This is a genomic window from Marinicella litoralis (assembly GCF_002591915.1).
Taxonomy (GTDB): Bacteria; Pseudomonadota; Gammaproteobacteria; order Xanthomonadales; family Marinicellaceae; genus Marinicella; species Marinicella litoralis.
Genome location: NZ_NIHB01000001.1, coordinates 163,805 through 177,086 on the forward strand (window position 1 = coordinate 163,805; position 13,282 = coordinate 177,086).

General features: G+C 40.3%; 10 protein-coding genes. 1 reads left to right on the forward strand and 9 read right to left on the reverse strand.

Translation table 11 applies throughout. The features are described 5' to 3' along the window. Positions 1-210: 210 nt before the first annotated feature. Complete coding sequence (polA, locus tag CCS90_RS00775; RefSeq protein WP_099018695.1) at positions 211-2,880, reverse strand: DNA polymerase I; 2,670 nt, start codon at positions 2,878-2,880, stop codon at positions 211-213. Between the two features lie 169 nt (positions 2,881-3,049). On the opposite strand from polA, the gene CCS90_RS00780 reads away from it, so the two are divergent. Then, a complete protein-coding gene (locus CCS90_RS00780) occupies positions 3,050-4,600 on the forward strand; it encodes a tail fiber domain-containing protein (RefSeq protein WP_099017607.1) in 1,551 nt (516 codons plus the stop codon). A gap of 80 nt (positions 4,601-4,680) precedes the next feature. Here the strand turns inward: CCS90_RS00780 and CCS90_RS00785 are convergent, their stop codons facing one another. From CCS90_RS00785 to CCS90_RS00820, 8 genes are read right to left on the reverse strand one after another with little or no spacing between them, the layout of a single operon-like run. Beyond that, on the reverse strand, positions 4,681-5,613 hold the full coding sequence (locus CCS90_RS00785) for a GT-B fold glycosyltransferase domain-containing protein (protein WP_099017608.1): 933 nt from the start codon (positions 5,611-5,613) through the stop codon (positions 4,681-4,683). Next, entirely contained in the window at positions 5,607-6,704 is a 1,098-nt protein-coding gene (locus CCS90_RS00790) for a DegT/DnrJ/EryC1/StrS family aminotransferase (RefSeq protein ID WP_099017609.1), read from the reverse strand. Before CCS90_RS00790 ends, CCS90_RS00785 begins: the two co-directional genes overlap by 7 nt. Further along, positions 6,701-7,141 carry a sugar 3,4-ketoisomerase gene (locus CCS90_RS00795; protein WP_099017610.1) on the reverse strand — a complete coding sequence of 147 codons (441 nt, stop codon included), beginning with the start codon at positions 7,139-7,141 and terminating at the stop codon, positions 6,701-6,703. The genes CCS90_RS00790 and CCS90_RS00795 overlap by 4 nt, the downstream gene beginning before the upstream one ends. After that, positions 7,138-7,983, reverse strand: a complete 846-nt coding sequence (locus CCS90_RS00800) for a hypothetical protein (RefSeq protein WP_099017611.1) — start codon at positions 7,981-7,983, stop codon at positions 7,138-7,140. Before CCS90_RS00800 ends, CCS90_RS00795 begins: the two co-directional genes overlap by 4 nt. Continuing rightward, positions 7,955-9,049: a methyltransferase domain-containing protein gene (locus tag CCS90_RS00805; protein WP_099017612.1), complete on the reverse strand. Its 1,095-nt coding sequence runs from the start codon at positions 9,047-9,049 to the stop codon at positions 7,955-7,957. Before CCS90_RS00805 ends, CCS90_RS00800 begins: the two co-directional genes overlap by 29 nt. After that, positions 9,039-10,928: an acyltransferase family protein gene (locus CCS90_RS00810; protein WP_099017613.1), complete on the reverse strand. Its 1,890-nt coding sequence runs from the start codon at positions 10,926-10,928 to the stop codon at positions 9,039-9,041. The genes CCS90_RS00805 and CCS90_RS00810 overlap by 11 nt, the downstream gene beginning before the upstream one ends. Further along, complete coding sequence (locus CCS90_RS00815; protein ID WP_143751542.1) at positions 10,916-11,755, reverse strand: hypothetical protein; 840 nt, start codon at positions 11,753-11,755, stop codon at positions 10,916-10,918. The genes CCS90_RS00810 and CCS90_RS00815 overlap by 13 nt, the downstream gene beginning before the upstream one ends. A gap of 43 nt (positions 11,756-11,798) precedes the next feature. Further along, positions 11,799-13,229 carry an MBOAT family O-acyltransferase gene (locus tag CCS90_RS00820; protein ID WP_099017615.1) on the reverse strand — a complete coding sequence of 477 codons (1,431 nt, stop codon included), beginning with the start codon at positions 13,227-13,229 and terminating at the stop codon, positions 11,799-11,801. Positions 13,230-13,282: the final 53 nt, after the last annotated feature.

The window sequence follows — 13,282 nt, forward strand, 5'->3', positions numbered from 1 at the left end:
TTGGCGAGCCTGCGAGCCTATTAGGGCAACTCATCTGTGCTTACGCAGAGGTTACGGTTTTTGACGAAGTCAAATGAAGTGGCCTCGGAGGAAACCCATCCCATGTTGACCCTTGGCGAGCCTGCGAGCCTATTAGGGCAACTCATCTGTGCTTACGCAGAGGTTACGGTTTTTGACGAAGTCAAATGAAGTGGCCTCGGAGGAAACCTCTTAATGGGCCTCGTCCCAATTCTCCCCTATCCCATAGTCCACAACCAGAGGCACATCCAATTTCACCACTTGTTCCATGATTGATTTCACTTTATGTGCCCATTGCTCTGCCACTTCCTGTTTCACTTCAAACACCAGTTCATCATGAACCTGCATGATGACCTTGATGTCGTCAGCGCCTTTCAGCTCATCATGAATGGCCAACATGGCTTTTTTAATGATATCGGCGGCAGTGCCTTGCATGGGTGCATTGATGGCAGCTCGCTCAGCCCCGGCTCGCACCCGAGCATTGCGGTTATTAATTTCAGGAAAATACAACCGCCGACCAAACAATGTATCCAAATAGCCTTGTTCTGCCGCTTGGGTTTTAACCGAATCAATAAAACCTTTGACCTTAGGGTACTGAGCAAAATATTGTTTCATATAATTGGAAGCTTCCTTGCGACCAATGTGTAGTTGTTTGCCTAAACCAAAAGCACTCATACCATACATCAAACCAAAGTTGATGGCCTTGGCTGCCCGACGTTGTTCACCACTGACTTCGTCCAAAGGCGTATCGAACACCTGAGAGGCCGTTTGGCTGTGAACATCGACCCCTTGATTGAAAGCATTCAATAAATTTTCGTCTTGAGATAAATGCGCCATGATGCGCAATTCTATTTGTGAATAATCAGCTGCCATCAACAACCAGCCTTCAGGTGCAATGAACGCCTTACGTACTTTCCGCCCTTCTTCAGTTCTTATCGGGATATTTTGTAAGTTTGGGTTTGAAGACGACAAACGCCCTGTAATGGCCACGGCTTGATGATAAGAAGTATGTACTCGCCCCGTTTTGGCATTGATTTCGAGTGGTAACTTATCGGTATAGGTGCTTTTGAGTTTACTCAATGAGCGATATTCCAAGATCACGGCGGGTAATTCATAATCTGCTGATAAATCCTGCAACACATCCTCTGCTGTTGAGGCTTGACCCGTTGCGGTTTTCTTCAATACGGGTATGCCTTGTTCTTCAAACAAAATCACTTGAAGTTGTTTGGGTGAACCCAAATTAAATTCCTTTCCTGCCAAATCATAAGCCTGAAGTGTCAGTTTATTCATGCAAAGTTCTAAGTGTTTACTCTGCCGGGCCAACTCCACTCGATCAATCAACACTCCTGTTTGCTCCATGCCAGCCAAGCAAGCCACCAATGGCATCTCTAAATCTGTAAATATGGCCCTCTGGTCGGTTTCCTTTAATTGTTGCCATAGGGCATGATGTAATTGAAATGTGATGTCAGCATCTTCAGCCGCATAATGAGTGGCATCGGCAATCGAAACTTGAGCAAAAGGCGTTTGCTTGGCACCTTTGCCACAAATATCCTCATACTTAACGGTCTTTTTATCTAAATACAAGGCTGCCAATGAATCCATGTCATGGCGCGTAACTGATGCATTAAAAACATAAGACTCTAACATGGTATCAAATTTTTGGCTGGTGATATTGATGCCATAATTTGACAACACATTCAGATCATATTTAAAGTGTTGGCCAATCACATCCACAGCCTGTAACACAGGAACAACTGCATTCAGTACGGTGGTTAGATCCAATTGATCTTCTGAAGTTTCATGGGCGATTGGAATATAGGCTGCTTGTTCTTCCTCACAGGAAAATGACATACCTATGATGTTGGCGCCAATGGGGTTCAATGAATCAGTTTCTAAATCAAATGCCACCAATCCTTTGCTTTTAATTTTATCCAACCATTGTTGTAACGTGGCCATGTCCTGAATACAGGTGTATTCGATTTGTTTTTGTGGGGTTTTCGGCGCGTCCTTTGCTTCATCCAATTCCGCAAATCGCTTCATACCAAATTTTTTACCAATTTGACTCAGTGCACTGATGTTTCTGTTACTCAACTTGAAATCACCGACCTGATAATCAACCTCACAGTCTTTTTTGATCACAACCAACTCACGTGACAATTTCAGTTGGTCAATCCCTGCGCGCAAATATTCACCTACTTTGCCTTTAAAGTCATCGGCATGAGCGATGATATTATCTACCGTCTCATACTCTTGTAACCATTTAACAGCCGTCTTCGGACCTACTTTATTCACCCCTGGAATGTTATCGGAAGAATCGCCAATCAATGCCAGGTAATCAATGATTTGATCGGGTCTGACCCCAAATTTTTCCATCACGCCTGCTTCATCCATCACATAGTCAGACATGGTGTTCACCAATGTCACATGATCAGAAACCAATTGTGCCAAATCTTTGTCACTGGTTGAAACCAAAGTCTCTATACCCAGCGTTTCGGCTTTTTTAACCAAAGTACCGATCACGTCATCAGCCTCAACATGAGGGACCTCAAGTATGGGAATCCCCATCGCCTCAACCAAATCTTTGGTCGGCTGTAATTGCATACGCAGTTCATCAGGCATCGGTGGTCGATTGGCTTTGTATTCCGCATACATGTCATGCCTGAAAGTTTTCCCTTTGGCATCGAACACCACCACCATGTACTCAGGCCCATATTCATCCAGCATGCGTTGCAGCATATTGGTAACCCCATACATCACACCTGTGGGATGACCATCCTCACTTTTTAGCCGATTTAAACCTGGCGAAAAGAAGGCGCGAAACAAATAGGAGGATCCATCGACTAAATAGAGGGTTTTATTCATGATTACGTGTGTTTTGATCAGAACAGTCATTGTAATCTGAATACAAAATAAAATCACGCTGATGTGTTATCTTTGAAAATTGTACGATTTTTAATAAATTCAATGACAAACCACCCTTTTTCCTTTAATATTTTTAAGGTTAATTAAATCTTATTATCGGGGAATAAACATGAAGTACATTTTTAAAAAAACAGCTTTGGCTGCATCTTTGGCACTGTGTGGCTTGGCCAACGCTCAAACAGAAACCTTTCTTTTTGATAACCAACTTGAATTTACCGGGCTGAATGACCAAACAGGCTATGAACTCAGACTGCGTTTACCACAAGGCGAATTAAAAACACTCTATATCAACCCATCAAAATCAATGACTTTTGAAGCCACTGATTTTGCCATCAACCAGTTTCAAGACGGAATTTACAAATATGAGTTACTGCCGTTAAATACTTCCGTTAAAAAAAGCAGAACCAATCAATCAACCAACAACTCCGATAACGACCTGGGATTTGAAGTATTGTCTGGCACATTCACCGTGTTGAAAGGCGGTACCCTCATCGATCAAGATGAGGCTGGAAGAGACCAACAAATTCTGGACGACCTGATTGTGGATGGCTCAGCCTGTATCGGACAAGATTGTGTCAACGGCGAAAGTTTTGGTTTCGATACATTAAGACTGAAAGAAAATAACCTGCGCATCCGATTTATGGATACCAGTAACTCAGCCAGTTTCCCATCCAATGATTGGGAGTTGACCGCCAATGACAGTACCAATGGTGGTGCCAATAAATTTTCAATTACAGACATTGATGGTGGCAGGGCACCTTTCACTGTTGAAGCCGGCGCCAGAAACCATGCCTTGTATGTTGAAAGTGATGGCGATGTAGGCATTGGTACCAACAGCCCAGTGGTGGATTTACATATCACTACGGGTGACTCACCGACCGTCAGACTGGAACAAAACGGCACCAGTGGTTGGACACCACAAACCTGGGACGTTGCTGGTAACGAAACCAACTTCTTCATTCGCGATGCCACCAATGGCAGTAAACTACCTTTCAGAATCAAACCAAATGCACCCACAAGTTCGCTGTTTATTGCTGCCAACGGTTACCTTGGATTTGGTACCGCTAGCCCAACTCATGGTTTACATTTACTCGCTTCTGAGAACGTGACATTGAAACTGGAAAACAGTGTAACTGATGAATCATGGAAAATTGCCAACAAAGGAGCCAGCTTACAATATGGAAAATCTGGCTCTTTGACAGGTCGATTTGAGTTTTTTGATACGGGACAATTTCAAATCGGTAATCCATCAGCTAGGATTTTTGATTTAGACGACAGTGGAAACTTAACCATCACTGGCTTACTTTCAGAAGGCTCTGATGTGAACTCAAAAGAAAATATTTTTGCCGTGAACCCCACTGAAATTTTACAAAAAGTGGTTGATTTGCCGATTTCCGTATGGAACTACAAATTTGACTCAGACAATGTAAAACACTTGGGACCTATGGCTCAAGACTTTTATAAATTGTTTGGATTGGGTTCTCGTGAAGATAAAATTGCTTCTTTAGATTCCACCGGTGTCGCATTGGCTTCGATCAAAGCCTTGGCTACAAAAGTGGATGAAAAAGAAAGTCAAATTAACCAATTGAAAAATGAGAATGAAGCGCTACAAAACAGACTTCAAATGCTTGAAGCTGCCTTTGAAAAGTTTAACAAGTAATATTTTTGATTAACAACACCACTCCAGTTTATTCTGGGGTGGTTTTTTTTCGCCTTAAGAAAACACTGAATAACAGACCATCAACATTTAAAGGGACCTGACAGTTCTGGTTCAAAAGGCAAGTTTTTATCCAGCCATTGGTAGGCATCCGTTTCTTGGTCTGCCTCAGAAAAGACATGGGATAAAAATCCAGGGTGTTGAAACCAACGGTGATAATGCAAATGGACCAATGCAGACAAATCAATATTTTGCGCCGGGTTGTTTTGCAGCCTGGGCCGAAAAGGCAACGGGTAGTTGTATTGAATACTTGGGACTTGAGGGGTTAGGCCCAGTCTATCAACGGTGATAGAGATGGACATTTGTTCAATAAAACCATAATCAACCTGATGTCTTGAAGCCCGCTTTTGGGTTCGTACTTTGCTGTCCATTAATTGATGAAAGTCATCATACCAACGGCTAAAAAAAGCAGTTTGTTTTTGTGCAAAGACAAAACCGGAGTTATAGTACGGACGGATTTTACACCTATCAACAGTGGTTTCCATGCTAGCTGGCGGCGGGTTTGTTGCAAACTGAGCAAAAGCTTTTTGCCAAAATTCATCATTGGGATCATTTTGTCCCTTTGAACCGATACCCACATTATCGACTGGTCGTATCAACATTGAATGTTGGTTCAATAATTTGTCATCAAGTGCGTTCACAAAAACAGTGTCGGTATCAACCAACAAACAAGCAGCAAGGTTTTTCTGTACTTGTTCAATTTCTCTGGTGGCAAAAATTCCATTGCACAATGGAAAATAATCATAAGATTGATTCAAATCAGCAAACAGGTAAGTTGCACCATGCGCTTTGAGTGATTCAATGGTGCTGGCCGCTGGTTGGTGGTTTTTCCTGACACAACAAGCAAAAGACTGAACCTCAGAAAATGGGGCTACAAACCTTTCTATTGACTTTTGTAACAACAAAGCTTGCTGTTCTAACAACCCTTGCTCAACAATATAAACAATGCCTAACATGCTGCTTTGTACTGATTACAAGAATCCACCACATGAGCCACTTCCGTAGCCGACAACCCAGGATAGATAGGCAAACTAACCACCTCGTCACACAAACGGTTAGTGATTGGAAATTCAGATGTCGCAAAGTTGTTTTTATAAGCACCTGATTGATGCGGTGGAATTGGGTAATGAATCATGGTTTCTACACCGCAATTTTCCATATGTTCTATGAATGCGTTCCTCTCTTTAACTCGCAATACATATTGGTGCCAAACATGGCTGTTATCAAAAATTGGGGTGGTTAACCATGTTGAATTTATGTTTTTACCGTAGTATTCAGCAATCTCTTTGCGTTGCGTAATCAATGCATCCAAATGCTTTATTTTTTCAAACAAAATGCCGGCTTGGATTTCATCTAATCTGCTGTTTAGGCCAAAACATTCATGGTTGTATTTGTTGTTTGATCCATAGTTTCTTATCAGCTTCATTTTTTTATACAACTCAGAATCATTGGTAATCACCGCACCAGCATCACCACAAGCGCCTAAATTCTTAGTGGGATAGAAACTGAACGCCGCCGCAACACCCCATGTACCACAATGTTTGTCTTGATAAACGGCGCCATGGGCTTGCGCAGCGTCTTCAACAATTGGGATCCCATGTTTCAACCCTAGTGCCTTGAGCCGATTCATCGCAACCGGTTTGCCATAAAGGTGGACTGGAATGATTGCCTTGGTGTTCTCTGTGATCGCAGCTTCAATCAAATTGATGTCTATATTCATTGATTGTTCATCTGGCTCAACAGGCACCAATGTGGCACCCAAGTCTGTCACTGGTAACCATGAAGCAATAAAAGTATGTGCAGGGACAATCACCTCACTGTTTTCATCCACGCCCAAGGCCAGCAGAATGATTTTAATGGCATCCAAGCCATTACCAACACCCAAGCAATACTTGGCCCCTAAGTATTCAGCGAAAGCAGCCTCAAACTGCTTAACTTTAGGGCCCAAGATATATTGCCCACTTTTTATGGTGTCGACCACTGAAGTCAATACAGCTTCAAGGTAACTTTTATTTTCTTTGCTGAAATCGAAAAATCGTATTCTCATGTACTTTGCTGAACCATTTGAGAGAATTCTTTGTAGTCATGGTAGTAGTCATCAGGATCGTATTTATTTGAAGCCAAAACCATCAGCACAGAACCTGAAGAAAAATTACTGATTTCACGCCAAATCATTGGGCACAAATAAAGCCCATAATACGACCTGTTCATATGAATCACTTTGCTGTTAAACCCATCATCTATTTTGATATCAAAGCTACCAGACAATGCAATGATCATTTGATGCAGGCCTTTATGCGCATGACCGCCCCTTTCTGCACCTCCAGGAACATCATATAAGTAGTACACCCTTTCTATATCAAAAGGAATGTGGTTGGAACCTTCTATAAAGGTTAAATTACCTTTGGGGTTCGAAATCACAGGTAAGTCGATGATTTTACATTGCTCGATTAACTTGGTGTTTTTTGGTTCTGATGTGTTCATGAAAAATCACCCTCCAACTTTGGATAAAAATATTGATAATACCTGCCATATTTTCTTATGCATGTTTCAATTTCTTTGCTTTCAGAATGGTCATAAAACGCATTGTTGTTTCTGGATGCCAGAGACATGTCTTTGTTGACTGAGCGAATGTTTAATTGCTCACCAATGATTGATGGGTTTTCAACCAAGTCTTCGTATTTAAAAACACTGATGTCATTGATGTTTTCATAATACTTTTTGAACATCCAATCCAATAACAAAACTTGTTTAACCAGCACGCCCTCATTTTCATGACCAACCACACTACTCGGGTCAAATTTTTCTGCAATCATCGACCTGCCTTTGCTGAGTGAAAAATCCAGTGATCGCCAGGACTTAATAACAGCGATGGGGTCTCTGACGGTAACCAACAACTGAAAATGCTTTGACTTGAGCAGTTGATTTAACAGTGCAGTAAAAAACACATTGGATTTGACAATCCATATTTTGTCACAGGTTGAAGCCGCTAACTTAACTTTTTGTGATTGCTTGGTTTTGATGATACCCTGTTCTGTTCTGGCGAAATGATTGTCTGTCAATGAATCGGTTCCTTGGCCAAAATTCATACTCACAGGTTCACCCATTTTTACCTGCGCTCGCAGGTCTGCCATTTTCTGCAACAGACTATCAGCAATCAAACCCACATCCGCCTGTTGTCTGATTTCTTTTAACCAACCTGGCTCATCAAGTCCAACGACCTGTTGATTGTCTGCAATCAACTTGAGCGCCAATGTACTGCCGCTCCTGGGTATGCCTGTGAGCAGCCAGTTTTTATTATTTGTTTTGGGGGGCAAAACTTGCATCTATTTTGTTTTTAATTTCTGGGGTTACTGCAATGATAGTTAACCAATCCAAGCCTTCGCCGTAATAACCAATTTTATTTTCTGTTGATAGCAATATTTCAAGACCGGTCGTCTTAAATATATGTTCCATGCTTTCTCTAGTAAACCCCCATAAGTGTACGGGGTCTGGCTTTTTATCAAGTGGTGACACCAACTTCTGTTGTAGGGGCGTTCCAATCACCACTGCATCAACAGAAAGTGCACTGACTCTTTGAATAAGGTCTGCAGGGTCGGCAAAATGTTCACAAAATTCAAACATAGAAACTATGTTGGTTTTTTCACCTTTGTCATTCAAGTTTTTGATCACAGAAAAGGCATCATCACAGGTATACTTTTTATGCTTCGCTGCATTTTTCTTGGCAAACTCAATTCTACTCTCTTGTAAATCACAACCATGAATTTCCCAATTTTTCGATGAATAAATGTTTTGATTCACCGCATTAGAAATGTAGCCAACGCCACAGCCAACATCCAGCCACCTGCCCTTATCTACACCCAATGAATTGAATACACCAATCATTGTTTCAATCACATTGACTGCATACGTTTTACGAAACACATGATTGATTTTAGATTTCAGCTCAATGGGTACGTAAGATTGATCAGAATAATCATTGAATACTTTGGATTTAAGTTTTTCTTTCAGCTTGATGTTTTGCTGGGTATAAAAAGCTTCATAGGCTTTTGTATCAAACCTAATAAAAGGTTTTATTTCATTGGGCTTGATACGCCCATCATTGATCATTGCGATGGTTATATTGTGTGTTGAATCCCAGTTTCCAAAATAGGACAATCTGCTATTGATAACACCACATAGTTTTTTTATTCTGCTGAGAACTTGGTTTTCAATGGCCCGTTTTAATGCCTTAAAACTGTCCGCCAAATAAGCATACAAAAATGGCCATTCGGCTTCAATCTTTTCAACGGTTAGTGATAATTTACCTGGATTTTCAGAAGATGTTGGCGCTCGGTCAATTTCTTGTATTAACTCGGTTAAGCGGGTGATTAAATCGGAATTATTTGTCATTGAAAAAGTTTCTGCTGTCGTATTTATTTACCAAATAACTGGCAAAATCTTTACTTGCACCAATAGATAAATGAGTGCGGTCATAGGTGACCATTTCTTGTTGATCTAAGGTGAAGGCCATACATGAGGGTTGTTTACAAAAGTAAGCCAATTTATCTACATAAACAGCACCAGCCTCTGAAATCTTGGTGCGGGCCTGATCATTTTGCTTAAATAAATCTTTTATTAAAAACTGATCAATATTTGATTGAGCCACCAGAAAATCATCAGAATTATGTGCGGCAATCCTCGTTTGCTTACTATACCACGGACCCACACCCATCACAATTACATTGACCGTCATGCCTTTCAGCCTTTCAATCGATACCAGCAACGGGTTAAGTCTGGACTGATCCATCTTGATTGAATATATGACATGTTTAACTTCACTGTTTTTCTCTAGATAGGCAACAATGTCATCAAAGCTTCTGTCACATGAGTCGTTTTCCCTTTTTACAGCTTCGAATAAATGTGGACAACCTCTTTCACTGATCAGCATATAATGGTATTGCGGAAAAGCATTGTTCATTATGTTGAATCCATCTATGCCATGAGAATCTCCAACCACCAAAACATTTTCTTTGGTCATGCTGGGTTTTAAACATCGGTCAGGCGTGATAAATATTTGGGTTTCACATTGCTTGCTCCACTGTTCATGCCTTTTTAAATTGGCCACTTTCGCTGGAAGACTGATAACGTTTTGGACGGGGTTTTTTGCTTGAAAAAAACGACCTTCATTGATAACTGCCACACAAAAGAAGGCTAAGGTGACCCATGCAAAGCCAGCAAAGTATTTTTCCTTTTCATGTCCATACCTGAATGTGGATTCTGTGGTTTTATACAACACCACGGATAACACCAAAGAAGCCAAAATCAAAATGATTTTGTCAATCGCTGTTAACTTATTTGGGCTAATGAATGTATAAAACACAATCAAAGGCCAGTGAACCAAGTACCAAGAATAAGAAATGTTGCCGATGTATAACATCACCTTGTTACCAAGCAACCATTGGCTTATTTTTACATTTTTCAAATAAATGATAATCACACAACTTAAACAAGGCAGCAGAGGCAAGTAGCCAGGAAATGAGCTGGTTTGGTCAAAATAAACAAAACACAAAATTATGGTTGTTAATGAGCTCACCACCAACCATTCGGCGACCTTTGAATTGATTAATTTTTTTGAATCGGGCATAAAACAAACCACCGCACCAACAAGAAATTCGAACATCCTAAATGGAATTAAATAAAAGGCATAGTGAGGGTTGATTTTGGTTATTATGACCGACAAAAGAAGACTGAGAAAAAGCAACATTAGCAACACTTTTACAAGCATTGATAAGTTTTGCTTGCGATACAAAAACATTAAAAGCAATGGAAATACGAGATAAAATTGCTCTTCAATACCCAGCGACCAGGTGTGCAATAAAGGCTTAAATTTTGCTGAAAAATCCCAGTAGCCTGCTTCGCTTAAAAAATAAAAATTCGAGACAGAAAAAAATGCAGCAATCGCTGATTGAAAAGTTTTTTGAACAAGCTCTGCAGGAAATACCAACAATGCCATGATACCAGTAAACAACACGGTAACAAATAATGCCGGAAACAAGCGCCTGATCCTTCGGATATAAAATGTTTTTAAACTGAATGAATTATCCTGCAATTGTCTTAAAATCAATTGGCTAATCAGGTAACCAGATATAGTAAAAAAAACATCGACCCCTAAAAACCCCCCAGAAAACATCGCAAAGCCACAGTGGTATGCCAAAACCCCCAAGATGGCCACTGCCCTCAGGCCTTGTATTTCACCTCTGAATTGATTGTGACGGTTTACTGGTAACATGCTTGATCAACCAGGGCTGAAAATTCTTTGCTTTTGGTGGGCATCAAATGATCTTGGTTGATAAAAGCAGCTAAATCAAAATCCATTGCCAACTCCCTAAAATCAACGTATTTAATGTTTAACGTCTCGGCAATTTGTTTGAATTGTTGCAAAGATGCCTGATATGGTTCACGGTCTGAAATGTATTGCAAATAACTTTCATCAACCGGCGTTCTCAAAACACATACATCAGCCCCTTTTTCCAATAAAAATTCCAACATGTTGCGGTAAATTGAAAAGTAATTATCAGCGGCTTCAGTACCCATCATAGGCTCCTGAAAATCCACTCGTGACAATGTTCGTTTAAGACGCTCTTCCTCATCTAAATTGACCCAATAGGATGATTTGTCCATTTCATTGGGCCAATCCCTGGTCAGGGCTTGTTTCAGGCTTTTCCAACTGTTAATTGAGGCCAATTGTTGTGCAATGCCTTTTTCAAAAAAATATATTTTTGGAACAAACCACTGGTTTATATTAAAAAAATTATTGTGGTTTTTATCGTGCCACTCAAGGTGTATTTCACTGACCAATTGTGGTGATGCTTCAACGATCACCTGATTGGGGGTTCTGTATTTAAAATAGTTTCTAATAAATAAATCCATCACTGGTATGGTCGATCCACCCCGGCCTAGATTAAGGTATTTATGTTGATCAATAAAAGAGCGATAAATATGTGAATCACCGATTGCAACATTGGGGTTGTCACTTGCATAAACACTGTGAATGCGTTTAGGCACTGACTTTGGAATCGTCACCACATACTCACGAAGAAACATTTCTGTCACCATGAGAAACCCTGCCACAATGAATATGACAATAATGAGGTAGCGCTTAAAAAAAGCGGTAGATGAATTCTGAATAGCCATTGCCAATTATTTTATATAAACTGATGATTAAGATGATACCTGTGGTTACTGCAAATACAATGCCTGGTTGCCATTTTGCCTGTTCTGAGAAATTTTCTCTGGGCTTATAATCTAAGATTTGCTGGGTGTTTGGTAAAGCTTTAACCACCAAACAAAGTAATCCAATCAACACCAAGGATACCAAGGGACTTGTACCTAGAATAAACACGCCTTTGTCTACCATGGCATCTGTCATGCCTGTAGTGAATTCAAACAAGCCTGTAGTTAAAGTGGTGATACTCAATAGTGACTCTGATCTGAATACGATGAACGTTAAATTCACAAAAATAAATGTAATCAACCAATTGGTCAAATGGTATGTTTGGCCCCCTCGGAATTGATCAGTAAAATGAATGGCTATTTTTTTTCTGTATAAATGATTTATCACCAAAGCAAAACCATGCATGCCACCCCAAATCACATAAATCCAACCGGCGCCATGCCACAACCCCCCCAGAAGCATGGTTATCATCAAAAACAAGTGACGATTAAATTCACCGTGCCTGTTGCCACCCATAGGAATGTATAAATAATCTTTTAGAAATGTAGACAAGGTAATGTGCCACCGTCGCCAAAAATCAATGATGCTCGCTGATTTATATGGGGAATTGAAATTAATCGGTAGCTGTATGCCAAATAACAAGGCACTGCCAATGGCAATGTCTGAATAACCAGAAAAATCGAAATAAATTTGTAAGGTATAACACAACGAACCGCTCCATGCCAAGACAGCCGGGATCACAGCGCCCTGGTTTCCCAACTCAAAAACCCAATTGGCATGTGGAGCTAAACTGTCAGCGATGACGACTTTCTTAAATAAACCAATGGCAATGATGGTTATGGCTGCTGCAATTGTTTTGCTATCAAGCAATATTCGATAGTCTTTAGAAAACTGTTGCAAAACATCTTTATGATGAACAATGGGGCCTGAAACCAATTGCGGGAAAAAAGCCACAAACAAGACATAACTGCGAAAAGAGTTGTCTTCAATTTTATTTTGTTTGGCATCAACCAAATAGGCAATTTGTTGAAAGGTAAAAAACGAAATGGCCAATGGCAGAACAATGCTACCTACCAGGTGTTCATAATCAAACATCCCAAGAAAAAAACCACTGTACTTATAATACCCCAACGTGGCTAAGTTAAGAACGATACCGAACACCAAAATCGGCTTACTGATTCCCTTGTATTTCATGATTGCTTGACCAGCAACATAATTCAAGACAATAGATGACATCAACAATGCCAGGTATTCAACTTTCCACCAGGTATAAAAAAACAAAGAGCCAATAATCAATAAATTGATTCCGGCTACTTTGTTTACTTTTCGAATTAAAAAATAGTATGCGATTGCCATGATAGGCAAAAACACCAAAAGATACTCTAATGAATTAAACAGCAAAACTTAGG

Excerpts from the sequence above, each read along its gene's own strand:
- polA (WP_099018695.1), bottom strand. The coding sequence starts at position 2,880 with ATGAATAAAACCCTCTATTTAGTCGATGGATCCTCCTATTTGTTTCGC.
- CCS90_RS00780 (WP_099017607.1), top strand. The coding sequence starts at position 3,050 with ATGAAGTACATTTTTAAAAAAACAGCTTTGGCTGCATCTTTGGCACTG.
- CCS90_RS00785 (WP_099017608.1), bottom strand. The coding sequence starts at position 5,613 with ATGTTAGGCATTGTTTATATTGTTGAGCAAGGGTTGTTAGAACAGCAA.
- CCS90_RS00790 (WP_099017609.1), bottom strand. The coding sequence starts at position 6,704 with ATGAGAATACGATTTTTCGATTTCAGCAAAGAAAATAAAAGTTACCTT.
- CCS90_RS00795 (WP_099017610.1), bottom strand. The coding sequence starts at position 7,141 with ATGAACACATCAGAACCAAAAAACACCAAGTTAATCGAGCAATGTAAA.
- CCS90_RS00800 (WP_099017611.1), bottom strand. The coding sequence starts at position 7,983 with ATGCAAGTTTTGCCCCCCAAAACAAATAATAAAAACTGGCTGCTCACA.
- CCS90_RS00805 (WP_099017612.1), bottom strand. The coding sequence starts at position 9,049 with ATGACAAATAATTCCGATTTAATCACCCGCTTAACCGAGTTAATACAA.
- CCS90_RS00810 (WP_099017613.1), bottom strand. The coding sequence starts at position 10,928 with ATGTTACCAGTAAACCGTCACAATCAATTCAGAGGTGAAATACAAGGC.
- CCS90_RS00815 (WP_143751542.1), bottom strand. The coding sequence starts at position 11,755 with ATGGTGACAGAAATGTTTCTTCGTGAGTATGTGGTGACGATTCCAAAG.
- CCS90_RS00820 (WP_099017615.1), bottom strand. The coding sequence starts at position 13,229 with ATGGCAATCGCATACTATTTTTTAATTCGAAAAGTAAACAAAGTAGCC.